Here is a 22,858-nt window from a genome sequence, read left to right on the forward strand (position 1 = left end):
GGACGGGAGGCCCGGGGTACGTGAGCCGACCGGCTCACGTACCCCGGGCCTCCCGTCTGTACGCTCGTCCCCATGCCGATCCCGGAGACCGCCGTCGCGCACCCGACCCCGTTCGTGGAGATCCCGCGCAACGAGTGGTCGCAGCTCGCACCCAAGGAGCACCTGTCGCTCACCGAGACCGAGGTCGTGCAGCTGCGCGGCCTCGGTGACCGGTTGGACATGCAGGAGGTGCAGGAGGTCTACCTCCCGTTGTCGCGGCTGCTCACGCTGTACGCCGCCGGTGCCCGCGATCTGCACGCTGAGACGAGCCGGTTCCTGGGTGAGCGAGCCGGACGCACGCCGTTCGTCATCGGTGTCGCCGGGTCCGTCGCCGTCGGCAAGTCGACCGTCGCCCGTCTGCTGCGTGAGCTGACGAAGCGCTGGCCGGACACCCCTCGGGTCGAGCTCGTGACGACCGACGGCTTCCTGTACCCGAACGCCGAGCTCGAGCGCCGGGGGATCATGGACCGCAAGGGCTTCCCGGAGTCGTACGACCGTCGCTCTCTGCTGCGGTTCGTCAGCCAGGTGAAGAGCGGCGCGACCGAGGTCCGGGCGCCGTACTACTCGCACCTGGTCTACGACATCGTTCCGGACGCCGAGATCGTCGTCCGACAGCCGGACATCCTCATCGTCGAGGGGCTGAACGTCCTCGCCCCGCCGGTGCACGGACGGCTGGCGCTGTCCGACCTGTTCGACTTCACGATCTACGTCGACGCGAAGACCAAGGACATCGAGTCCTGGTACGTCGACCGGTTCCTCGCCCTGCAGGAAGAGGCGTTCTCGAGCCCGGACTCGTTCTTCCACCGGTTCGCGTCGCTCTCACGCGAGGACGCGGTCGAGACGGCGACGCAGGTGTGGCGGGCGATCAACGAGCCGAACCTGCTCGAGAACGTGCTGCCGACGCGCTCCCGCGCGACCCTGGTGCTGAAGAAGGGCGCGAACCACAAGGTGAACTCGGTCCTGCTCCGCAAGATCTGAGCTGTGCGGGCCGCGGCACCGCACAGGGAAGCGTGGGCACGGGCGCGGCGTCGCGCCCCGGTACGGGCATCGCGCCCCGAAGAGTCGGGGCGCAACGACCGCCGCGGGGCGCGGGCGCCGACCCCAGCGGGCCGACCCCAGCGGGCGCCGACCCCAGCCCCGAGCAGACTCGCCCTACGCGGCGTCGAGCGCCAAGCGCTCCTGCACGACGGCGGCGAGCTCCTCGGCGATGCGCTGGGCGTCGTCCTGCGAAGCGGCCTCGACCATCACGCGCACCACGGGCTCGGTGCCCGACGGTCGGAGCAGCACGCGCCCGGTGTCCCCGAGCGCTGCCGACGCCGCGGCGACGGCGTCCTGCACGCCCTGGTCGGCGAGTCCGTGACGGTCGACGCCCCGGACGTTGAGCAGGACCTGCGGGAACACCGTCATGCACGAGGCGAGCTCCTGCAGGGACTTGCCCGTTCGCGCCATCTCGGCGACCAGGTGCAGCCCGGTCAGGATGCCGTCGCCCGTGGTGGCGTACTCGTTGAAGATGATGTGGCCGGACTGCTCGCCACCGATGGAGTAGTCGCCCTCGGTCATCTTCTCGAGCACGTACCGGTCACCCACGCCGGCCTCGATCACGGTGATGCCCGCGTCGGCCATCGCCCGCTTGAGGCCGAGGTTGGACATGACCGTCGCGACGAGGGTGTCGTCCTTCAGCCGACCGCGTTCCTGCAGCGACAGCGCCAGGATCGCCATGATCTGGTCACCGTCGATGGCGTTGCCCGCGGCGTCCACGGCCAGGCAGCGATCCGCGTCGCCGTCGTGCGCGATGCCGACGTCCGCGCCGTGCTCGAGCACCGCACGGGCCAGGTTGTCGATGTGGGTCGAACCGACACCGTCGTTGATGTTCCAGCCGTCAGGGTCGGCACCGATGAGCGTCACGCGTGCCCCGGCGTTCACGAACACCTCGGGCGAGACGCCGGCGGCGGCACCGTTGGCGCAGTCGAGCACGACGTGGATGCCGTCGAGCCGGTGCGGCAGCGTGCCGAGCAGGTGGACGACGTAGCGGTCCTCGGCGTCGGCGAACCGCGAGATGCGCCCGACGTCGATGCCGGTGGGGGTCGGCGCGGAGTGGTCGTGCATGGCCGCTTCGATGCGGTCCTCGACCTCGTCCGGCAGCTTGCGACCACCCGTTGCGAAGAACTTGATCCCGTTGTCCGGGGCGGGGTTGTGCGACGCGGAGATCATCACGCCGAAGTCGGCGTCGATGTCCGCGACGAGGAACGCCGCAGCGGGGGTTGGGATGACCCCGGCGTCGAGGACGTCGACGCCGGCGGAGGCGAGTCCGGCCGCGACAGCGGAACCGAGGAACTCACCGGAGACGCGCGGGTCGCGCGCCAGGACCGCGCGCGGGCGCGGCCGACCGGACGCCCGGCGGGCGTCGGCATGGTGTCCGTGTGTGAGGACGGCCGCGCTCGCCTGGGCAAGACCCAGCGCGAGCGCGGCCGTCAGCTCGCCGTTGGCGAGACCACGAACCCCGTCGGTACCGAACAGACGCGGCATTGCGATCTTCAGCCGGTGACGACTAGCGCTTCGAGAACTGCGAAGCCTTGCGGGCCTTCTTGAGACCGGCCTTCTTGCGCTCGATGACGCGGGCGTCACGGGTGAGGAAGCCGGCCTTCTTGAGGGTCGCGCGGTTGTTCTCGCGGTCGATCTCGTTCAGGGTGCGGGCGATGGCGAGGCGGAGCGCGCCGGCCTGACCCGAGGGGCCGCCACCGGTGATGCGGGCGACGACGTCGTACGAGCCGAGGAGCTCGAGGACCTTGAACGGGTCGTTGATGAGCTGCTGGTGCAGCTTGTTCGGGAAGTAGTCCTCGAGCGAGCGACCGTTCACGACGAACGTGCCGGAGCCCGGGACGAGGCGAACGCGCGCGATGGCCTCCTTGCGGCGCCCGACGGCACCGCCGGAGACGTTGAGGATCTGACGGGGAGCGGCCTCGGCAGCGGCGGGTGCGCTCTCCGTGGTGAAGCTCTCCGGGGTCTGGTCGAGGGAATCAGCGATCTGAGCCATGAGTTTCTCTATGTCCTTGAAGTCGTCGTGGCCGGAACTACTGTGCGACCTGGTCGAAGATGTACGCCTTGGGCTGCTGCGCGGAGTGCGGGTGCTCCGCGCCGGCGTAGACCTTCAGCTTCTTGAGCTGCTCGCGACCGAGGGTGTTCTTCGGCAGCATGCCGCGGATCGCCTTCTCGACGGCGCGGGTGGGGTGCTTCTCGAGCATCTCCGGGTAGGAGGTCGCCGTGAGGCCGCCCGGGTAGCCCGAGTGGCGGTAGTAGACCTTCTTCGCGAGCTTCGAGCCGGTCAGGGCGACCTTGTCGGCGTTCACGATGATGACGTAGTCACCCATGTCCATGTGCTGGGCGAAGGTGGCCTTGTGCTTGCCGCGCAGGAGCGCCGCGGCGTGGGTGGCGAGACGGCCGAGGACGACGTCGGTCGCGTCGATGACGATCCAGTCGTGCTGGACGTCTGCCGGCTTCGGTGAGAACGTGCGAGTCACAGGAGTGCTGCTTTCGTGTCGAGGTGAGGAGTCCGTGAATCCCACTCCGGTCGGGGTTCCCCGCGGCAGAAGCCGGCGGAACGCCCGGGTGGAGGGCTCATCTGACTGTCCGGCGCGCGTGGCGCACAGACCAAGGTGAGAGCCTAGCGGATCCGGGTCGCGTCGGTCAAACGCAGCCACTGCCGGACGGGAGGCCCGTGACCGCCTGACCACGGGCCTCCCGTCCGTCCTGCACTCGCGCCCACGGCGCGGGGTGACTAAGCGGCGGCGGCTGCCGCCCTGCGGCGGCGCACGATCATGACGCCGGCACCCGCCGCGAGCAGCAGGAACGCGACCAGTGCTCCCGCGCCGAGCCCGGAAGCACCCGTGAACGCGAGCTGTCCGTCCGCCGTGATCGTGATCGGGGTCCAGCCGATCAGGCTCCCGTCAGCAGCCGTCACCGCGAGCCGGTGCGCACCAGCGGGGGTGTCCGAGGGGATCGTCACCCGCACGGTGCCGTCGGCCGCGACCTCCGCGGTCCCGATCAGCGTCGGGGTCGAGAACAGCCACACGTCGACCGTGTCACCCGCAGCCGCCGCGCCGACCGTCACCGTGATGGTCTCCCCTGCACGGGCCGTCGCCGGGGCGGACACCCCACCGCGGTTCGCCTCGGTCAGGAGCGACTCGGACGGCGCCGCCGGGCCAGCCGGCGGGGTGATCCCGTCGACCGGCTGCACCGGCGTCGGGGTCGGGGTCGGCACCGGTGTCGGGGTCGGCACCGGTGTCGGCGTCGGCGTCGGCACCGGGGTCGGGTCCGTCCCGGGGTCCGTGCCCGGGTCCGTCCCCGCGGCGTCGAGGTCGAAGCCGACCAGGATCGGGTCGTGGTCGCTCGCGCGGAACACGTCGTCGGTGTACAGGTCCGACGCGTTGTAGTTGTAGCGGCTGTACTCCAGGCCCACCGACTCGACCGAGTTGATGTTCCAGATGTCCACGCCCGTGACCGTCTCGGCAGCGGCGGGTGAGGCGAACACGTGGTCGAGTGACCCGCTCAGGCCGGAGAACACGTACGAGTACTCGGTGGCGTCGAGCGCCGGGCCGAGGTCGGTGTAGCCGGCGTCGTCGAGGACGACCACCGGGTCCTCCTTGCTGTAGGCGTTGAAGTCGCCGAGCATGAACACCTTGTCCGTGCCGTACTGCGCCTGCATGTCGGTGGAGAAGGTCACGAGGGCCTTCGCCTGCCGCACCCGGTCGGCGTTCGAGGCGCCCTGGCCGTCGCCCTGGTCGGCGTTCTCGCCGGTACCGGAGCCCTTCGACTTGAAGTGGTTCGCGATCACCAGGAAGTCGTCGTCCTCGGTGCCACCGACCGGGCGGAACGCGTCCGCGACGGGCTGGCGGGCGTTCGTGAAGGCGTCGTCGAGCAGGATCGTGGACTCGCCGACGGGTGCGACGCGGTCCTGCTTGTAGATGAGCGCGAGGCGGATGACGTCCTCGCTCGCCGGCACGGTCGCGGGCGACTTCGCGTACGCCCAGGTCTCCTCGCCGGTGGCGGCGTTGAGCGCGTCGACGAGGGTGGCCACGGCGGCGTCGCGGTCCTGGCCGAAGCGGGCCGAGTTCTCGATCTCCTCGAGCGAGACGACGTCGGCGCCGAGGCCGTTGATCGCCTTGACGATCTTGACCTGCTGACGCAGGAAGTCCTCTTCCTCGGCAGCACCGCGGGCGTCGCAGCCCGAGTTGACCGTGACGGGGTCGCCCGCGCGGTCGGTGTAGTACGAGCAGCCGGTGAGCTGGTCGCCGGTGGTCGGGAAGTAGTTCAACACGTTGAACCCGGCGAGCTTCAGGTCGCCGCCGACGTCCTGCGGCGTCGCCTGCCGCACGGTCGAGAACGACGCGGGCAGGTCGGCTGCCGGGGTCGCGCCGGTGATCGGCGCGGTCGGCTGGAACTTCCACCCGCTGTTGCGGTAGTCGAGGACGACCGGCTGCGAGAACGTGGCGGTCGCGCCGACGGTGACCGGCCCCTGGGTGAGCCACGACACCGGGATGCCCTGGTTCGCCTTGGTCAGGAAGTTGGTGCTGGCACCGTCGTCGAGCGTCACCTTGCGCGCGGCGTTCGACGCCTCGACGGCCTTCGCTTCGGCGCTGCCCGGACGGCCGACCTCGGTCGGCTGGACGAGGCGGCCCGCACCGCTGGCGAGGACGACCTCGCCGTACTGGTTCGTCGTGTAGTTGTCGGCGACCGTGTAGGAGCCCTGCGGCGCGATGAGCATGCTCTCGAGCGACTCCCGCTGTGCGTCCGAGGACGGGAACGCGACCACGGCGGGCTGCGGGGCGACCACGGTGTCGGTGAGCTTCTCGAACGACGCAGCACTCGACACCGTCAGCTCGGTCAGGCCGAAGTACTCGGAGACCGCACCGGTGACGCGCACGTGGTCGCCCTCGGCCACCAGCCCGGCGGTCGCGGACGAGAAGACGAAGACGGCGTCCGAGGCCGTGTGGGTACCGAGGTCGATCGCGCCGCCGGTGCCCGGGGTCTGGATCGTGTAGCCGTTGAAGCCGCCGGACGCGTAGACCGCGGTGACGACGCCGTCGGTGGTGACGGTCGTGCCGGCGTAGGGCGAGGTGTCCGTGGTGCCCTGCAGCTGGGCGATGGTGACGGCCTCGGCGGGCGCGCCGGGGTCCGTCGGCTCCGTCGGGTCCGTGGGCTCGGTCGGGTCGGTCGGCGCGGTCGTCGCACCGGCGGCGTTCCGCGGCGTCAGGGTCGTCGTCCCCGAGAAGTCCGCACCGTTGTCGTCGGTGTCCGTGGTGCCCTGACGCACGAGGCCGTTCGGCACGCCGTTCGCGCCCTCGACGGTGCGCACCGTGCCCTCGTACGTGTTCGAGGCGCCGTAGCCGAGCAGGTCGACGACGCCCGCGGTACCGGTCGGCACCGGGCCGGCGGCGAGCGCCAGCGGTGTGGCGGTGTTCGACAGCACGATCGTGCCCGTGGTGCCGGAGGGGTTCAGCGACGCGGTGTCGTCCGCCGTCGGCAGGTCCGCACCGACCGCGGTGGCCCCGCCGTTGCCGGCCATCGACACCAGGAAGGTGCCCTCGGCCGGCACCGTTCCCTCGAGCGCGCTCGTCGAGAAGGCGCCGGTGCTCGTCGCCGAGCGGTACTGCAGCGACCAGCCGTCGAGCGACACCGGGGCGTCGGTCGGGTTGCCGATCTCGATGAACTTCTGGTTGTAGAAGGCGCCGTTGCTGCCCGCCTTCAGGTAGGCCTCCTCGATGACGAGGCCGCTCCCCTCGGGGTTCGCGGTGGCGGCGGTGACGGTGACGAGCGGGGCGGCGAGGAGCGTCGCGGCAGCCGTGGCGCACAGCAGAGTGCGCCCGAGGAGGTTGGGCATGCCCGCACGCTACCGACCTGCGGAGTCCCTCAGGTTGCGTCGAGGTAAATGATTGCGCTCGGCAACATCAGCCGATGGGCAGCCAGGTCCCGCCCACGCGTCGGACGGCCGGGCCGTGACCGGGGAGCACGAGCGCCGGGAACGGCAGTGCGCGTGCCGACTCGAGCGCGCGGTCCTGGTCCGCGGTGAAGAAGGGCGTGATCATGCGCGGGCGCGGGGCCCAGGACCGAGGCTGGGTGTCGTGCCGGCTGACGACCGCGTCACCCGTGACGATCGCGTCGGCCGCGGGCAGCAGGTAGGCCGTGGAGCCGTCCGTGTGTCCGACCGCCGGGAACGGTGTGATCGCCCGTCCTGCGAAGTCAACGCCGGTGAACGCGCGCGCCGACGGCACGGTGGTGGGCCGCAGGGCGTCCGAGCGGATCGCCCGCGCCAGCCAGGCGAGGACGCGCGGACTGGTGAGCCGACCGCCGATCTCCGCCGGGGTGACCTGCTGTCGGCCGGGCCCGCGGACGTTGGCCAGCTCGTCGGCGTGGGCGAGCACCTCGACGTGCGGGTACCGCTCGAGGATCCCGGGGATGCCGCCGATGTGGTCGACGTGACCGTGGGTCACGTACACGCGCCGGAGATCGGCGGGGTCGTGGCCGGCCGCACGCACGGTCTCGAGCACCAGGTCCGGATCGGCCGGGTACCCCGCGTCGATGAGCGACACCCCGTCCTCCTCGGCCAGGACCACCCAGTTCGACACCGGCCCCTCCACGAAGGTCACCCCGGGGGCGACGGACACGACGGAGCGGGGTTCGCGCGGGCTCATGGCTCGACGGTACCGTCCGCGGATCGCCGCGCCCGCGTCTGTTCCGCCCGCCCGGCGAGCTCCTCGTCGGCCGGGTACCCCACCTCGGTCAGTGTCAGTCCCCTGGCCGGCGCGGTCTTGAACGCGCTCGTGCGCGTCTCGGCGACGCGCAGCTCCTCGAGCCGCTCCGGCCCGAACCGCCCCTCGCCGACGGCGATGGTCGCCCCCACCATCGCGCGCACCATGGAGTGGCAGAACGCATCGGCCTGGAGGCGCGCCACCAGCACGCCGTCCGGCTCGCGGTCCCAGCGGAACTCCTGCAACGTCCGGATGGTCGTCGCGCCCTCGCGCGGCTTGCAGAACGTCGCGAAGTCGTGCAGCCCGAGCAGCCGCAGCGCACCGCGCTCCATCGCTGCCGGGTCGAGACTCGCCCCGTGCCAGACCGTGTGCCCGCGCCGACGTGGATCGCGCGGGGCGCCGGCGTCCGCGATCCGGTACTCGTACCGTCGCCAGAGCGGCGAGAACCGGGCGTCGAACCCGTCCGGCGTGAGCGAGGCCCGGGTGACGACGACGTCTCCCTCGGGTGCCGCGATGCCGTTCACGCGTTTGACGAGTCCGTCCAGCGGCGAGCGCCCCGAGCCGCGCTTGGCGCTGAGCGCGTCCCACTGCTCGGCGGACAGGTCGAGGTGGGCGACCTGTCCGGTGGCGTGCACGCCGGCGTCGGTGCGTCCGGCGACGGTGAGCAGCGGCGGCTCGCCCCACCGGGTGAAGACGGTGGCGAGGGCGGCTTCGAGTGCACCCTGCACGGTCCGCAGGCCGGGCTGCCGCGCCCACCCGGAGAACGCGGCCCCGTCGTACGCGATGTCCAGCCGCAGTCGCACCGTTTCGCTCACGTCCCCACGGTAGCCATGTCAGCGCCACGTCAGTGCCGCGTGAGCGCCCCGCGGCACCATCGTCCTCGACATCGACGAAAGGACATTCCGATGACCACGACACCGCTCGCGGTGGAGGCCTCCGGCCTCGTGAAGACCTTCGGGACGAACCGCGCAGTGGACGGCGTCGACCTCCGTGTGGAGGCCGGTACGGTCTACGGCGTGCTCGGTCCCAACGGCGCCGGCAAGACCACCACCATCTCCGTGCTCGCGACCCTGCTCAAGGCCGACGGCGGCGAGGCCCGGATCTTCGGGCACGACGTCCGGCGTGAGGCGCAGACGGTCCGCACCCTCATCGGGGTGACCGGTCAGTACGCCAGTGTCGACGAGACGCTCAGCGCGACCGAGAACCTGGTGGTCTTCGCGCGCCTGCTCGGGCTGTCCCGCGCCGACGCGAAGCGCAAGGCCGTGGAGCTGCTCGAGCGCTTCGGGTTGACCGAGGCCGCGTCGCGCCCGCTCAAGAACTTCTCCGGTGGCATGCGTCGCCGGCTGGACCTGGCCGCGAGCCTCATCGCCCAGCCCCCGCTGATCTTCCTCGACGAGCCGACAACGGGGCTCGACCCCCGGACGCGTGCGCAGATGTGGGACACCATCCGCGAGCTGGTGGCGACGGGTTCGACGGTGCTGCTGACGACGCAGTACCTGGACGAGGCGGACCAGCTCGCCGACCGCATCGCGGTGATCGACCACGGCAAGGTGGTCGCCGAGGGCACGAGCGACGAGCTGAAGGCCTCGATCGGCAGTTCGTCGCTGCAGCTCCGCCTGACCGATGCGCTCCGGCTCGACGCCGCGCGCTCGATCGTGCGGAACACCCTCGGTGTCGACGCGGTGGCCAGCCCCGAGGGGTCGCGCCTCACCGCACCGATGTCGGACCCGGACCGTGTGACCGACCTGCTCGTGTCGTTCCGCGAGGCCGGCATCACCCTCGCCGAGATGAGCGTGCAGAAGCCCACCCTCGACGAGGTCTTCCTGACCATCACCGGCGCACCGGTGACCACCGACGACGACGACAACGACAGCACCGACCGCGAACTCGCAGGGAGCATCGCATGACCACCATCACCACCACCACGGGCACCGCTGCGCCCCGGATCACCCCGCGCCCCGGCGTCGGTGCGACGGGCCTCGGCGCCACCGTCCGGCAGTCGCTCACGATGGCGTACCGCGGCCTGATCAAGGTCCGGCGCACCCCGGAGCAGCTGTTCGACGTCACCCTGATGCCGATCGTCTTCACCGTGATGTTCACGTACATCTTCGGGGGCGCGATCGCCGGTGACGTCGCGAGCTACCTCCCGATCATCATCCCGGGCATCCTCGTGCAGACGAACATCACGTCGTCGATCGTGACGGGCGTGCAGCTGCGCGAGGACATGGACAAGGGCGTCTTCGACCGCTTCAAGTCCCTGCCCATCGCTCGGATCGCCCCGCTCGCGGGTGCACTGCTCGCCGACACCGTCCGGTACGCGATCGCCACCACGATCACCTTCACGGTCGGCATCATCATGGGTCTGCGTCCGGCCGGCGGTTTCGGCGCGGTCGTCCTGGCCGGGCTGCTCGTCATCGTCGTCGCCTGGGCGATCAGCTGGATCTTCGCCTACTTCGGCGTCGTCGCGCGGACGGCGTCGAGCGTCTCCGGCATCTCCAACATGGTGCTGTTCCCGCTGACGTTCCTGTCGAACGCGTTCGTGCCGGCGGACACCCTGCCGGACTGGTTGCGCTGGTTCTCCGAGGTCAACCCGATCTCGCACCTGATCACGGCGGTCCGCGACCTCGTGAACCACGGCACGGTGGGCGTCGACCTCTGGATCAGCCTGCTCGGCGCAGCGGTCGTCGTCGCGGTGTTCGCACCGCTGACGGTCCGCGCGTACATGCGGAAGGCCTGACGGGCGCCGTCAGCGCACGCGGAACCGCAGCTCCTCGAGCAGGAGCCGCGCCTGCGAGACGGCCTCGGCCCGGTTCGATCCGGCCGAGGCCGTCTCGGCGTCCGCCAGCACCGTGGCTCCGAGGGCTCCGGCCAGCACCTGCCGCATCCGTGTGTGTGCGAGCACGCCGAAGTCCTGCCGCGAACCGAGTCGGATCGCCAGCCCCCAGCACCGGGCTGCGTGCTCCCGCTGTCCGTCACGGGCGGCGGCGAGCGCCAACCCGAGCAGGGCGGTGCCGATCACGGGCAGGTCCAGCCACCACGGGTGGACGCGCAGCATCACGAGCGCACCGACGCGCAGGCGTCTCGCGACCGCCACGTCGTCGACCGGGAGGCCCGTCACGGCTCCGTCGGACCGGCGCACCGCCGCCTCGTCCCGTGCCGCGATCCGCGCCGAGCCCGCCATGAGCGTCCAGTGGGGTGTCTGCTTGCGCAGGGGCAGCACCGAGTCCCACGCGCGGGCGTACTCCGCCGCGGCGTCGTCGAGGGCTCCCTCCCAGCGCGAGCACTCCGCGCCGATCGCCATCGCGAGGACGCCGATCTGCACCCGGTCCTCGTCGAACCCGCCGCGGGCCTCGACCGGCCGGTGCTGCAGGTCGTCGGCGACCTGCCGGGCACGGACGACGTCGCCGGTGCTCGCGGCGCAGAGCCCGACGGTCCAGCCGATCTCGTACAGGTCGTCGTCGGCCCCGAACCGTTCGAGCTGTTCGCGGGCGACCTCGGCGGAGCGCAGGGCCTCTGCGTGCCGGCCGGTCTGCGCCAGGAGCTGGGTCATCGTGACGGCGATCGACCCGGTGGTCCAGGCGTCGTCACTCGTGCGCGAGAGGGTTGCGGCGCGGGTCGCGTACCGCAGAGCGTCAGCGGACTCCCCGTCGTTCTCGGCCAGGGGCGCGCTGAGCATGTTCGCCAGGCAGGCGACACCCGGCTCCGGGTCGTCGCGGTAGCGGGCGAGCAGGGTGTGACCGTCGGCCGGTCGCCCCAGGGTGAGCAGCAGGGCCGCCTGGGCGTCGAGCACGGCGAACCCGGTGGTGCCGTCGCGCATCACCCGGCGCAGGGTCGACACCGCCAGGGCAGCGGTCCGTTTGTCGCTGAACGCGGACGACCCGCCGGTGACCACGAGCCCGAGCACGGTGGCGGCGCGGTCCTCGGCGACCGGTCCGGTACGGCGCAGGACGGGGACGACCTCGGGGCCGAGTGCGACGACCTCACCGTGCGCCCCGCGCAGCGACCAGTAGCCGCCGAGGGCCGCGAACAGGTGCGCGACCGCCGAGGTGTCGTCGGCCGCCAGGCTCCAGCGGAGCAGGGTGACGAGGTTGTCGGATTCGCGGGCGACCTCACGGAACCGGTCGAGTTGTGCGGCACCCGTGATCGTGAGCAGGTTGCGGTCGGCGGCGAAGTCACGCCCCCAGCCGATCATCGCCGTGCGGACCGCCTCGGTCGCACCGCGCGCCTCGAGCCGGGTGGCCCCGAACTCACGCACGGTCTCGAGCAGCCGGTACCGCACGGGCTCGCCCTCGTGCTCGACGAGCTGCACGAGCGACTGTTCCACGAGTTCGGCGAGGTCGTCGAGCGCGTCCACACGGCGGTCCGGAGCAGCGACGGCCTCGACCGCGTCGACCGCGAGCCCGTCCGGGAACAGTGCCAGACGCGTCAGCAGGTCCTGCGCCCCGTCGTCGAGCAGGCGCCAGCTCCACTCGATCACGGCGAGCAGGGTCCGGTGCCGCTCCGGAGCGCTCCGGTCACCGCCACGCAGGAGCGCGAACCGGTCGTCCAGTCGGCGCTCGATCTCGTCGGCACTCATGCCGCGGATCCGAGCCGCCGCGAGTTCGATGGCCAGTGGCGAGCCGTCGAGCCGCGTGCAGATCCGGCGAACGGCGTCCACGGGCAGCACCGCGCCGGGTCGTGCGGCCCGCGCCCGCTCGGTGAACAACCGGACCGCGGCGCCGTCGGCCGCGACGGGCAGCGGCGCCAGGGGAGCCACGACCTCACCGGCGATGGCGAGCGGGGCGCGCGAGGTCGTCAGGATCCGCAGGGTGGGCACGGTCGCGAGCAGGTCCGCGGCGAAGGCGGCGATCTCGGCCACCAGGTGCTCGCAGTTGTCCAGGACGAGCACGGTGGGTCCGTCGGCGAGTGCTCGTACCACCCGGGTGCGCAGGTCTGCGGCGACGGCGTCCCGGAGCGACCGGGTGGACCGGAACTCGGCGATCCCGAGCAGTGCACCGAGTGCCGGCACGACGTCGTCGCCCGTGGCAAGCGGCGCCAGCTCGAACACGACGACGCCCTGGGTCGGCGGCAGGTCGGCTGCGACCGCCTGTGCGAGGCGGGTCTTGCCCAGCCCACCCGCACCGAGGATGGTGACCAGCCGCCCGGTGGACAGCAGGTCCGAGACGGCGGCGAGGTCCTCCTGCCTCCCGACCAAGGTGTTCGGCGCAGCACGCAGGCCGACGCGGCGGACGCTGCCCGTGGCAGGGCCGGATCGGCGCAGCAACTCGGCGTTGAGGCGGACCAGGTCGGCCGAGGGGTCGGCGCCGAGTTCGTCGGCGAGGCGGTCACGGTGCGCCGCGAAGGCGGCGATGGCCTCGCTCGTGCGGCCGGCGGCGGCGAGGGCGCGCATCGAGCCGGCGACCGCGACCTCGTCGTAGGGGTTGGCGACCGCCTCCGCCGCCCAGAGTGCGGCGGCCTCGTCGGCGTCGCCCTCGTCGAGCAGTGCAGCGCCGAGCGCGCGCCGGAGTGTCCGCCGGAGCGCTGCCGCTCGGTCCGCGAGTGCCGCGCCCAGGTCCCCGTCGACGTCGGCCCCCGGGTCACCACGCCAGAGGTCGAGGGCCGCACGGACCGCTGCCGGCTCCGCCTCGCCCACCGCACGCTCGGCACGGGCGAGGTCGACGTCCTCGGGGCCGCCGCCCAACGCGTACCCGGTGCTCGTCGACACCACGAGGCCGTCCGCCACGCTCCGGCGCAGTCGGGACACGAGCGTCTGCAGCGCTGCACGGGCACCCCGCGGCTGCACGTCCGGCCAGAGGTCGTCGATCAGGGACTCGGTGGTCAGGGCGTGGCCGCGCGCGAGCACCAGCGCCGTCAGGAACGACCGAGCGAGCGCGCCCGGCACCGCCGTCTGCTCGCCGTCCGCACCCGTCACCGTGACTGGGCCGAGGACGGCGATGCGGGGTGGGACGGTCACGGTGCGAGTCTACGGAGCGCCGGTGTCACGGGGTCCTCGCGTCAGCCGCGCGGACGGTGGAACGCCGACGGACCGGTGCGGGTGTCGAGGTTGTCCGTCGCGCGGCGCTCGGACTCCACGATGCCCCGCAGCGCCACCAGCGCCGACGCCGTCACCGCGACGTGCGAGGGGTTCTCGCGCGAGGCGTCGAGCGCGTGCTCGAGCCGCTCGATCGCCTCGTCGCCCTCGTCCTCCGGGCAGTCCCCGCGGATGACGCACGCGAGCTGGCGGATCGCAGCGGCCAGCGGCTCCGTGAAGGCCGGGTCGGGCCGGCCGAGGTTCGAGGAGACCGGACCGGACCGCGCCACGAGCTCGGTGAGGTCGGTCGTGTACCAGGCGACGCGCTCCAACGCGCGGAACCTGGCGCCGTCCTGCTGCAGCCGTGCGCGGGACCCGCGGAGCGCCCCACGCGGGTTGATCTTCCGGCTCTCGTGGGCGACGGACACTCGCGCGCGCACGTCGGCGATCGCACGGTCGAGCTTGTCCTGCTGCCGGTTCCAGGCGTCCTCGTCCCGCTTGCCGCTCTCCAGCACGTCCGCCAGGCCTTCCAGGTGCGCGGCCAGCACGGCGTTCACCTCGTCGATCCGGCGCTCCGCGTCCCAGAAGTGCAGCGGCGGGAACACCAGGAAGTTCACGAGCAGGCCGACGACCACGCCGATGCCCATCTGCACCAGGTACCCGAACGAGTAGCCCTCCGCGTTGGCCCCGCCGACGAGGAGCACGAACAACGCCGCCGTCGAGACCCAGGTGCTGCCCTCGCCGAGCACCCGGAACCCGCCGACGAGCACCCCGATGCCGACGGCCAGGGCCACGGCGAGGATCCCCGGGTCCCCCACAAGCATCGTGAAGCCCGCGACGGCGATGCCGAGCAGGATGCCGACGAGCGTCTGGATGCCGTTGCGCAGCCCCGCGTAGACCGTCGTCTGCATCGCGACGATCGCCCCGAGGGGTGCGTAGTACGGGTAGTCGGACGCGACCCCGGGCACGTGCCTGGCGATGACCCAGGCCAGTGCCGCGGCGCCGGCGGCCTTGGCTGCGTGCAGCAGTCTCGGCTGCGTGCCGGACGTGCGGCTCCACCGCCATGCGCGGCGACCGACTCCCGCGATGTGTTGGAACTCCATGTGGTGACTCTCCCTGTCGGGCGGACACGCTACGGGGCGCCCACTGGGAAGGCGACGGTCCTGCGTTCTCCGGACGTCGGGGCGGCTGACGGCCGCTCCCGGACACGACGGAGCCCCCACGACCTGGGTCGCGGGGGCTTCGTCGTGGTGACGCGGGGTGCTACTTGGCGTCGTCGCTCTTCTCGGCGGCGTCGGCCTCGACCTCGGCAGCAGCCTCGGTCTCGGTCTCCGACTCGACCGGAGCGGACTCCTCAGTCGTCTCGCTGTCCTCGACAGGCACCGTCTCGACCGGGGCCTCCTCGGTGGTCTCGTCGGCGGCCGGCTCCTCGACCGGAGCGGCGGCGGCCGGAGCCGCGGTGCGCTTGACCGGCGCGGGCGTGCCCGAAACCGGCTCGAGGACGAGCTCGATCGACGCCAGCGGGGCGTTGTCGCCCTTGCGGAAGCCGAGCTTCGTGATGCGGGTGTAGCCACCCTGACGGTCCTCGACCTGCGGGGCGATCTCCGTGAACAGCGTGTGCACGACGGACTTGTCGCGCAGGGTCGCGATGACCCGACGACGAGCGTGCAGGTCGCCGCGCTTCGCGAACGTGATGAGCCGCTCGGCGACCGGACGGAGGCGCTTGGCCTTCGTCTCGGTGGTCGTGATGCGACCGTGCGTGAAGAGGGCGTTGGCGAGGTTGCTCAGGAGCAGGCGCTCGTGAGCGGGACCGCCACCGAGGCGGGGGCCCTTGGTGGGCTTCGGCATGTCAGTTCTCCAGTGGTGAAAGTGGTGCGCGCGGTGTCAGCGCGCTTGCGCGTGAGCGCGAGATCAGTTGTTGGACTCGTCCTCGTCGTACCCGCTGTAGAAGTGGGCGCCGTCGAATCCGGGGACGGTGTCCTTGAGGGACAGGCCGAGCTCGGTGAGCTTGTCCTTGACCTCGTCCACCGACTTCTGACCGAAGTTGCGGATGTTCATGAGCTGCGTCTCCGACAGGGCGACGAGCTCGGACACCGTGTTGATGCCCTCGCGCTTCAGGCAGTTGTAGCTGCGGACGGACAGGTCGAGGTCCTCGATCGGCGTCTGCAGCTCGTTCGAGAGGACGGCGTCGACCGGCGCGGGGCCGATCTCGATGCCCTCAGCGGCCGTGTTGAGCTCGCGGGCGAGCCCGAACAGCTCGACCAGGGTGCGACCGGCCGACGCGATGGCGTCACGCGGCGTGATCGCCGGCTTCGACTCGACGTCGACGACCAGGCGGTCGAAGTCCGTGCGCTCACCGGCACGCGTCGCCTCGACGCGGTAGGTGACCTTGAGGACCGGCGAGTAGATCGAGTCGATCGGGATCTGACCGGCCTCGGAGAACTCGGAACGGTTCTGCGTGGCCGACACGTAGCCGCGGCCACGCTCGATCGTGAGCTCGAGCTCGAACCGCGCGGTGTCGTTCAGGGTCGCGATGACGAGTTCCGGGTTGTGGATCTCGACGCCGGCCGGAGCGGAGATGTCCGCTGCGGTGACCTGACCGGCACCCTGCTTGCGCAGGTACGCGGTGATCGGCTCGTCGTGCTCGCTGGAGACGACGAGGCTCTTGATGTTGAGGATGATCTCGGTGACGTCTTCCTTCACACCGGGGACGGTGCTGAATTCGTGGAGGACACCGTCGATGCGGATGCTGGTGACAGCCGCGCCGGGGATCGAGGAGAGGAGCGTGCGGCGCAGCGAGTTGCCGAGGGTGTAACCGAAGCCCGGCTCGAGCGGCTCGATGACGAAGCGCGAGCGGTGCTCGGAGATCGACTCCTCGGTCAGGGTGGGGCGCTGTGCAATGAGCACTGTGGGATTCCTTTCGGCGAAGTGTCCGCTATATGACACTTGGCGGTACGACGGGGCCGCGTGGGCCCCGACGGGTCTGTTGAGTTGTGATCACGCGCACCGATGTGCGCGATCGAACGACCAGGAATGGCCGCGGGCCCTGCCCGACCCCGTCAGGGGACGAGCAGGGCGCGGCCGGTTGCTCCTCGCGTCAGACGCGACGACGCTTCGGCGGGCGGCAACCGTTGTGCGCCTGCGGAGTGACGTCGTTGATCGAGCCGACCTCGAGGCCAGCGGCCTGGAGCGAACGGATCGCGGTCTCGCGGCCCGAACCCGGACCCTTCACGAAGACGTCGACCTTCTTGACGCCGTGCTCCTGCGCCTGACGCGCAGCGGACTCGGCGGCGAGCTGCGCCGCGAACGGCGTCGACTTGCGCGAACCCTTGAAGCCCACGGCACCCGAGGACGCCCAGCTGAGGACGGCACCCGACGGGTCGGTGATGCTGACGATCGTGTTGTTGAACGTGCTCTTGATGTGGGCCTGGCCCACAGCGACGTTCTTCTTCTCCTTGCGGCGCGGCTTGCGCGCGGCAGTCTTGGGGGTAGCCATCGGGGTCTCCTATCGAGCCTTCTTCTTGCCTGCCACGGTGCGCTTCGGTCCCTTGCGGGTACGCGCGTTGGTCTTGGTGCGCTGACCGCGCACCGGGAGACCACGACGGTGGCGAAGACCCTCGTAGCTACCGATCTCGACCTTGCGGCGGATGTCGGCGGCCACCTCACGGCGGAGGTCACCCTCCACCTTGAAGTTGCCCTCGATGAAGTCACGGAGGGCGACGAGCTGGTCGTCGGTCAGGTCCTTGACGCGGATGTCACCGGAGATACCGGTCTCGGCGAGAGCCTGGACCGCGCGGGTACGGCCGACGCCGTAGATGTACGTGAGTGCGATCTCCACGCGCTTCTCGCGCGGGATGTCGACGCCTGCTAGACGTGCCATGTGATGGCTGCTCCTGTTGTCGATGGAGGTGTGGAGCAGTACCGGTGCCCGGGCCTCCGACCCGAGGTGTCCCCCGGTCGTCGTGCGACCGGGTTCTGGTACTGCGTTGTCGATCTTCAGTTGTGGGTCGTGCTCGAGCAGCCTGCTGTCCGAGGGACAGCGTCGGTGCCGGTCACGCGCCCGGGACTAGCCCTGGCGCTGCTTGTGACGCGGGTTGCTCTTGCAGATCACCATGACGCGGCCCTTGCGGCGGATCACTCGGCAGTGCTCGCACATGGGCTTGACGCTGGGGTTGACCTTCATTGTTCTTTCCTCGTGCTCGCTGGCTTCGTGCGCGGCAGGATTGCCGAGCCGTTCCTTTCCAGCTCGCGGATCACTTGTAGCGGTAGACGATCCGGCCGCGGGTCAGGTCGTACGGGCTCAGCTCCACGATCACGCGGTCCTCGGGGAGGATGCGGATGTAGTGCTGGCGCATCTTCCCGGAGATGTGCGCGAGGACCTTGTGTCCGTTCGTCAGCTCAACGCGAAACATCGCGTTGGGCAGAGCTTCGAGCACCGAGCCTTCGATCTCGATGACGCCGTCTTTCTTGGCCATAGCCTCACTGTCGCTTGGTTGTGGAACAGGTGTGATCCCCGAACCGGTCTGCGGGTCGGTCGCCACACCCGAGAGGGCATGACACACCAAAGATCGATCTTATGTGGTAAACCCGCAATTGCCAAGTGCACACACGGCACGCCCCCTCACCTGGGGCTTCCGGTCACGTGCCTGAGTGTTCCACAGTGGTTTGACGGCGCGCTCCGGGCCCGCGCTTGCGCCAGGACCGTAGCGTTGCTCCGCAGCCACGTCCGCCGCCGACGCACCCTGCGCGGACCACCGAACGGAGACCACGTGCCCGACGTCACCCGACGCCCCTTCGCCGCACACGGCAAGCTGGCCCGCCGCCGCGGCTGGACCACGCTCGTGACGGTGGTGGCCTCGGCGTTGGCCGTCGTGCTGGTGAGCGGGACGAGCGTCGCCGCCATCGCCGGCGCCCAGCTCGCGACCGCACCGCAGACCGTGCAGCTCAGCACCGACGACCAGAGCACCGCGAAGACCGCCGACATCACGGCGATCAAGGGCGGGGCGAACATCCTGCTCATCGGCAGCGACACCCGCGTGGGGCAGTTCGACTCCGACGAGGACGTCGAGGGTGCCCGCAACGACGTCACGATGCTCATCCACATCTCGCAGGACCACCAGCAGCTCACCGCGGTCAGCTTCCCCCGCGACCTGATGGTGCCGATCCCCGCGTGCACCAACCCCGCGACCGGCACCACGTACCCCGCGTCGACCTCCGCCATGTTCAACACGGCACTCGGCAACGGCGGCGTCTCGTGCGTCGTCGACACGGTCGAGAACCTCACCGGTCTGAGCATCCCCTACGCCGGGCTCATCACCTTCGACGGCGTGATCGAGATGTCGAACGCCCTGGGCGGCGTCGACGTCTGCGTCGCGGAGCCCATCGACGACACCTTCACCGGCCTGCACCTGACCGCCGGCTCCCACAACCTCGAGGGTACGGACGCGCTCGCGTTCCTGCGCACCCGCCACGGCGTCGGCGACGGCAGCGACCTGGCCCGGATCAGCTCGCAGCAGGTGTTCCTGTCCGCCCTGCTCCGCAAGGTCACGTCCGACGGGACGCTGTCGAACCCCATCACGCTGTACAAGCTCGCCGGCGCGGCCCTGTCGAACATGACGCTGTCGGACGGTCTGGCGCAGACCCGCACCCTCGTCGGGCTCGCCTCGGCGCTGCGCGGGATGAGCACCGCCAACATGCTCTTCGTGCAGTACCCCGTCGCCGACGACCCCGACGACAGCGCACGCGTGATCGTCGACCAGGAGACCGCCCACACCCTCAACGTGGCGCTGCAGAACGACGTGAAGTCGTCGCTGAGCGACTCGAGCACCGGCCGCGCGTCCGAGGAGTCCCCGACCGCCGGGGCCACGGCGACGAGCGCACCGACGACCGGCACGACGCCGTCCGACACGAGCTCGTCGTCCGCGTCGGGCGGCGCGGCGTCCGGTACGTCGTCCGCGCCGAGCTCGTCCGCCACGAGGACCGCGACGTCGACCCCGCTGCCGTCGTCGATCACCGGGCAGAGCGCCTCCGAGCAGACCTGCTCCGTCGGCAACTGACCGCCGGACGAGGCCGACGGCGCAGCGCGCCCGGGGCACTGGACGCACGCGCCTGCGCGCGGCGGCAGACGGGTCGAGAGCGAGCCGCGCCTCCAGGCTGTCACGACCGGGGCGGACGGGAGGCCCGACCTACGGGATCGGGACGGGCGTCACACCCAGCGGGGCCAGGCCCGCGGCGCCGCCGTCGGCGGCCGTGAGGACCCAGACACCGTCGGCGTGCACCGCGACGCTGTGCTCCCAGTGTGCGGCGTCCTTGCCGTCCGCGGTGCGGACCGTCCAGTCGTCGTCGTCCGTCGTGCTGTCGATCGACCCCGCCGTGACCATGGGCTCGATGGCCACCACCAGGCCGGGCTTCACGGCCGGACCGGCGCCGCGGACGCGGTAGTTGAAGACCGGCGGGTCCTCGTGCATGGACCGACCGATGCCGTGCCCGGTGTAGTCCTCGACGATGCCCCACGAACCGGTCTCGTCGATGGCGTCCTCCACCGCAGAGCCCACCTCGTACAGGTTCTTCGCCTGCGCGAGCGCTGCGATGCCGTACCAGAGCGACCGCTCCGTCGTGTCGCAGAGGTTCTGCCGGGCGACAGCGACGCTGGCGTCCCCGCCGGGGACGACCGTGGTGAACGCGCTGTCGCCGTTCCAGCCGTCGACCTCGGCGCCGGCGTCCACCGAGACGATGTCGCCGGGGGCGAGCACGCGGTCGCCGGGGATGCCGTGCACGATCTCGTCGTTGACGGAGACGCACAACGTGTGCCGGTAGCCGGGCACGAGCTGGAAGTTCGGGATCCCGCCGCCGGCGCGGATCGTCCGCTCGGCGATCTCGTCGAGCGCACCCGTCGTGATGCCGGGCCGGATCGCGGCACGCACGGCGTCGAGCGCCTCAGCGGTCAGCAGACCAGGGCGCACCATGGCGCGGAGTTCGTCGGGCGTCTTGTAGATCGAGGGCTTGCGGAAGCGGACCACGCTGGGTCAGACGCCCGCGGTGAGCCCGCGAGCCGTCAGTGCGGCCTGGATGCGGTCGCCGACCTCGTCGATCGGGCCGAGGCCGTCGACGTCGAGCACGAGGCCGCGGTCGCCGTAGGCACCGACGATCGGCGCCGTCTGCTCGGCGTAGACCTGCTGGCGACGACGGATCGTCTCCTCGTTGTCGTCGCTGCGACCCTGCTGCTCGGCGCGCTTGAGCAGCCGGCCCACGAGCTCGTCCTGGTCGGCGACGAGCTGCACCACCGCGTCGATCCCGGTGCCCTGCTCGGCGAGCAGCGCGTCGAGGTACTCGACCTGCCCGACCGTGCGGGGGTACCCGTCGAGCAGGAACCCTTCGGCCGCGTCCGCCTCGTTCAGGCGGAACTTCACGAGCTCGTTCGTCAGGGAGTCCGGCACGTAGTCGCCGGCGTCCATGATCGCCTTGGCCTGCACACCGAGGGGCGTGCCCTCTGCCACGTTCTTGCGGAAGATGTCACCGGTCGAGATCGCCGGGATCCCGAAGGACTCGGCGATCCGTCCGGCCTGGGTGCCCTTCCCCGCTCCGGGGGGTCCGACGATGATGAGACGTGCGCTCAACGGAGAAGCCCTTCGTAGTGACGCTGCTGCAGCTGCGAGTCGATCTGCTTCACGGTCTCGAGACCGACACCCACGATGATCAGGATGCTCGCGCCACCGAACGGGAAGTTCTGGTTCGCGCCGAACAGCGCCAGTGCTGCCAGCGGGATGAGCGCGATGAAACCGAGGTAGAGCGAGCCGGGCAGCGTCACCCGGGTGAGGACGTAGTCGAGGTACTCGGCGGTCGGACGACCGGCACGGATACCGGGGATGAACCCGCCGTACTTCTTCATGTTGTCGGCGACCTCTTCGGGGTTGAAGGTGATCGCCACGTAGAAGTACGTGAACCCGACGATGAGCAGGAAGTACAGCACCATGTAGAACAGGTTGTCGCCGGAGACGAGGTTGTTCTCGATCCAGGTGACCCAGGCCGCGGGCTCGGAGCCGTCGGACGGCTTGTTGAACTGCGCGACCAGGGCCGGCAGGTACAGCAGCGACGACGCGAAGATGACGGGCACGACGCCGGCCATGTTGACCTTGATCGGGATGTAGGTGTTGTTGCCGCCGTACGTGCGTCGGCCGACCATGCGCTTGGCGTACTGGACCGGGATCCGCCGCTGCGACTGCTCGACGAACACGACGGCCATCATGATGACCAGTCCGACCAGGATGACGAACAGGAAGAGCTCGAACGACTGCGACTGCTCGATGGCCCAGAGCGCCGACGGGAACTGCGCCGCGATCGACGTGAAGATGAGGAGCGACATGCCGTTGCCGATGCCGCGCTCGGTGACGAGCTCGCCCATCCACATGATGAGGCCGGTACCGGCGGTCAGCGTGACGACCATGAGCATGATCGCGTACCAGCTGTCGTTCGAGATGATCGACGAGCAGGAGGACGACGCGTTCGTGCCGAAGAGGGCACCCGAGCGGGCGACCGTGATCAGGGTGGTGGACTGCAGCACGCCCAGCGCGATCGTGAGGTAGCGCGTGTACTGCGTCAGCTTCGCCTGACCGGACTGGCCCTCCTTGTAGAGGGAGTCGAAGTGCGGGATGACCACGCGCAGGAGCTGCACGATGATCGACGACGTGATGTACGGCATGATGCCGAGCGCGAAGACCGAGAGCTTCAGCAGCGCGCCGCCGGAGAACAGGTTGATCAGGTCGTAGAGACCACCCGACGACGAGGCGCTGGCGAGGCAGCTCTGCACGGCCGCGTAGTCGACGAACGGTGCCGGGATGTACGACCCGAGGCGGAACAGCGCGATGATCGCGAGGGTGAAGCCGATCTTCTTGCGAAGATCAGGGGTGCGCATGATGCGCGCGACCGCTCTGAACACGAGGACTCCGAACTTCTGGGACCGGGGCCGACGATCGCGACCGTTCCGGTGTCGGTCGGCAGAGCCGACCTGGCCGACGGATGCCGGCCACTGTCAAGGAAACCGTAACGGCGGCCCGTGCGCAAACGC

At 70.8% G+C, this 22,858-nt stretch carries 21 protein-coding genes; 4 read left to right on the forward strand and 17 right to left on the reverse strand.

The window, feature by feature from the left end:
* Positions 1 to 72 precede the first annotated feature (72 nt).
* On the forward strand, positions 73 to 1,017 hold the full coding sequence (coaA, locus tag KZI27_RS18695; RefSeq protein WP_222658783.1) for a type I pantothenate kinase: 945 nt from the start codon (positions 73 to 75) through the stop codon (positions 1,015 to 1,017).
* A 174-nt stretch (positions 1,018 to 1,191) separates the two neighbouring features.
* On the opposite strand, the gene glmM is transcribed toward coaA, so the two are convergent.
* From glmM to truA, 6 genes are all read right to left on the reverse strand, one after another.
* Positions 1,192 to 2,565 (reverse strand): phosphoglucosamine mutase, encoded by a 1,374-nt coding sequence (gene glmM / locus KZI27_RS18700; RefSeq protein ID WP_222658784.1) that lies wholly within the window; start codon positions 2,563 to 2,565, stop codon positions 1,192 to 1,194.
* A gap of 22 nt (positions 2,566 to 2,587) precedes the next feature.
* Positions 2,588 to 3,073: a 30S ribosomal protein S9 gene (rpsI, locus tag KZI27_RS18705; protein WP_111083442.1), complete on the reverse strand. Its 486-nt coding sequence runs from the start codon at positions 3,071 to 3,073 to the stop codon at positions 2,588 to 2,590.
* Positions 3,074 to 3,110: 37 nt separating this feature from the next.
* A complete protein-coding gene (gene rplM, locus KZI27_RS18710; RefSeq protein ID WP_071259898.1) occupies positions 3,111 to 3,557 on the reverse strand; it encodes a 50S ribosomal protein L13 in 447 nt (148 codons plus the stop codon).
* A 257-nt stretch (positions 3,558 to 3,814) separates the two neighbouring features.
* Entirely contained in the window at positions 3,815 to 6,916 is a 3,102-nt protein-coding gene (locus KZI27_RS18715; RefSeq protein WP_222658785.1) for an ExeM/NucH family extracellular endonuclease, read from the reverse strand.
* A 67-nt stretch (positions 6,917 to 6,983) separates the two neighbouring features.
* On the reverse strand, positions 6,984 to 7,727 hold the full coding sequence (locus KZI27_RS18720) for an MBL fold metallo-hydrolase (RefSeq protein ID WP_222658786.1): 744 nt from the start codon (positions 7,725 to 7,727) through the stop codon (positions 6,984 to 6,986).
* On the reverse strand, positions 7,724 to 8,599 hold the full coding sequence (truA, locus tag KZI27_RS18725; RefSeq protein WP_261783973.1) for a tRNA pseudouridine(38-40) synthase TruA: 876 nt from the start codon (positions 8,597 to 8,599) through the stop codon (positions 7,724 to 7,726). The genes KZI27_RS18720 and truA overlap by 4 nt, the downstream gene beginning before the upstream one ends.
* 90 nt (positions 8,600 to 8,689) lie before the next feature.
* On the opposite strand from truA, the gene KZI27_RS18730 reads away from it, so the two are divergent.
* Positions 8,690 to 9,691, forward strand: coding sequence for an ATP-binding cassette domain-containing protein (locus tag KZI27_RS18730; protein WP_222658787.1), 1,002 nt, complete (start codon positions 8,690 to 8,692; stop codon positions 9,689 to 9,691).
* A complete protein-coding gene (locus KZI27_RS18735) occupies positions 9,688 to 10,521 on the forward strand; it encodes an ABC transporter permease (RefSeq protein ID WP_222658788.1) in 834 nt (277 codons plus the stop codon). Before KZI27_RS18730 ends, KZI27_RS18735 begins: the two co-directional genes overlap by 4 nt.
* 9 nt (positions 10,522 to 10,530) lie before the next feature.
* Here KZI27_RS18735 and KZI27_RS18740 read toward each other — a convergent pair whose 3' ends face one another.
* The 8 genes from KZI27_RS18740 to infA form a co-directional block, all read right to left on the reverse strand.
* Positions 10,531 to 13,737 (reverse strand): BTAD domain-containing putative transcriptional regulator, encoded by a 3,207-nt coding sequence (locus KZI27_RS18740; protein WP_222658789.1) that lies wholly within the window; start codon positions 13,735 to 13,737, stop codon positions 10,531 to 10,533.
* Between the two features lie 41 nt (positions 13,738 to 13,778).
* Positions 13,779 to 14,897 carry an FUSC family protein gene (locus KZI27_RS18745; RefSeq protein WP_123311752.1) on the reverse strand — a complete coding sequence of 373 codons (1,119 nt, stop codon included), beginning with the start codon at positions 14,895 to 14,897 and terminating at the stop codon, positions 13,779 to 13,781.
* Positions 14,898 to 15,057: 160 nt separating this feature from the next.
* Complete coding sequence (gene rplQ, locus KZI27_RS18750; protein WP_222658790.1) at positions 15,058 to 15,642, reverse strand: 50S ribosomal protein L17; 585 nt, start codon at positions 15,640 to 15,642, stop codon at positions 15,058 to 15,060.
* Positions 15,643 to 15,705: 63 nt separating this feature from the next.
* Complete coding sequence (locus KZI27_RS18755) at positions 15,706 to 16,701, reverse strand: DNA-directed RNA polymerase subunit alpha (protein ID WP_071259847.1); 996 nt, start codon at positions 16,699 to 16,701, stop codon at positions 15,706 to 15,708.
* A 190-nt stretch (positions 16,702 to 16,891) separates the two neighbouring features.
* Positions 16,892 to 17,290, reverse strand: coding sequence for a 30S ribosomal protein S11 (gene rpsK, locus KZI27_RS18760; RefSeq protein ID WP_017885507.1), 399 nt, complete (start codon positions 17,288 to 17,290; stop codon positions 16,892 to 16,894).
* Positions 17,291 to 17,299: 9 nt separating this feature from the next.
* Entirely contained in the window at positions 17,300 to 17,674 is a 375-nt protein-coding gene (gene rpsM / locus KZI27_RS18765; protein ID WP_058728274.1) for a 30S ribosomal protein S13, read from the reverse strand.
* A gap of 186 nt (positions 17,675 to 17,860) precedes the next feature.
* A complete protein-coding gene (gene rpmJ, locus KZI27_RS18770) occupies positions 17,861 to 17,977 on the reverse strand; it encodes a 50S ribosomal protein L36 (protein WP_071276701.1) in 117 nt (38 codons plus the stop codon).
* Between the two features lie 70 nt (positions 17,978 to 18,047).
* Positions 18,048 to 18,269 carry a translation initiation factor IF-1 gene (gene infA / locus KZI27_RS18775; RefSeq protein ID WP_017885509.1) on the reverse strand — a complete coding sequence of 74 codons (222 nt, stop codon included), beginning with the start codon at positions 18,267 to 18,269 and terminating at the stop codon, positions 18,048 to 18,050.
* Between the two features lie 294 nt (positions 18,270 to 18,563).
* On the opposite strand from infA, the gene KZI27_RS18780 reads away from it, so the two are divergent.
* Entirely contained in the window at positions 18,564 to 19,850 is a 1,287-nt protein-coding gene (locus tag KZI27_RS18780) for an LCP family protein (RefSeq protein ID WP_261783974.1), read from the forward strand.
* A gap of 129 nt (positions 19,851 to 19,979) precedes the next feature.
* Here KZI27_RS18780 and map read toward each other — a convergent pair whose 3' ends face one another.
* Genes map through secY form a run of 3 tightly spaced genes read right to left on the reverse strand, consistent with a single transcriptional unit; the run spans position 19,980 to position 22,729 of the window.
* Positions 19,980 to 20,813, reverse strand: a complete 834-nt coding sequence (map, locus tag KZI27_RS18785; RefSeq protein WP_222658792.1) for a type I methionyl aminopeptidase — start codon at positions 20,811 to 20,813, stop codon at positions 19,980 to 19,982.
* A 6-nt stretch (positions 20,814 to 20,819) separates the two neighbouring features.
* Positions 20,820 to 21,410: an adenylate kinase gene (locus KZI27_RS18790; RefSeq protein WP_222658793.1), complete on the reverse strand. Its 591-nt coding sequence runs from the start codon at positions 21,408 to 21,410 to the stop codon at positions 20,820 to 20,822.
* On the reverse strand, positions 21,407 to 22,729 hold the full coding sequence (secY, locus tag KZI27_RS18795) for a preprotein translocase subunit SecY (protein WP_111083457.1): 1,323 nt from the start codon (positions 22,727 to 22,729) through the stop codon (positions 21,407 to 21,409). Before secY ends, KZI27_RS18790 begins: the two co-directional genes overlap by 4 nt.
* Between the last annotated feature and the right edge of the window lie 129 nt (positions 22,730 to 22,858).

Origin of the sequence: Curtobacterium sp. TC1 (assembly GCF_019844075.1) — a bacterium.
GTDB lineage: Bacteria > Actinomycetota > Actinomycetes > Actinomycetales > Microbacteriaceae > Curtobacterium.

What these genes read in the sequence shown, in the direction of transcription:
- KZI27_RS18720 (WP_222658786.1), bottom strand. Translation starts at nt 7,727, where the DNA reads ATGAGCCCGCGCGAACCCCGCTCCGTCGTGTCCGTCGCCCCCGGGGTG.
- glmM (WP_222658784.1), bottom strand. Translation starts at nt 2,565, where the DNA reads ATGCCGCGTCTGTTCGGTACCGACGGGGTTCGTGGTCTCGCCAACGGC.
- rpmJ (WP_071276701.1), bottom strand. Translation starts at nt 17,977, where the DNA reads ATGAAGGTCAACCCCAGCGTCAAGCCCATGTGCGAGCACTGCCGAGTG.
- rpsI (WP_111083442.1), bottom strand. Translation starts at nt 3,073, where the DNA reads ATGGCTCAGATCGCTGATTCCCTCGACCAGACCCCGGAGAGCTTCACC.
- coaA (WP_222658783.1), top strand. Translation starts at nt 73, where the DNA reads ATGCCGATCCCGGAGACCGCCGTCGCGCACCCGACCCCGTTCGTGGAG.
- infA (WP_017885509.1), bottom strand. Translation starts at nt 18,269, where the DNA reads ATGGCCAAGAAAGACGGCGTCATCGAGATCGAAGGCTCGGTGCTCGAA.
- KZI27_RS18715 (WP_222658785.1), bottom strand. Translation starts at nt 6,916, where the DNA reads ATGCCCAACCTCCTCGGGCGCACTCTGCTGTGCGCCACGGCTGCCGCG.
- KZI27_RS18745 (WP_123311752.1), bottom strand. Translation starts at nt 14,897, where the DNA reads ATGGAGTTCCAACACATCGCGGGAGTCGGTCGCCGCGCATGGCGGTGG.
- KZI27_RS18735 (WP_222658788.1), top strand. Translation starts at nt 9,688, where the DNA reads ATGACCACCATCACCACCACCACGGGCACCGCTGCGCCCCGGATCACC.
- rpsK (WP_017885507.1), bottom strand. Translation starts at nt 17,290, where the DNA reads ATGGCTACCCCCAAGACTGCCGCGCGCAAGCCGCGCCGCAAGGAGAAG.
- rplQ (WP_222658790.1), bottom strand. Translation starts at nt 15,642, where the DNA reads ATGCCGAAGCCCACCAAGGGCCCCCGCCTCGGTGGCGGTCCCGCTCAC.
- rpsM (WP_058728274.1), bottom strand. Translation starts at nt 17,674, where the DNA reads ATGGCACGTCTAGCAGGCGTCGACATCCCGCGCGAGAAGCGCGTGGAG.
- KZI27_RS18730 (WP_222658787.1), top strand. Translation starts at nt 8,690, where the DNA reads ATGACCACGACACCGCTCGCGGTGGAGGCCTCCGGCCTCGTGAAGACC.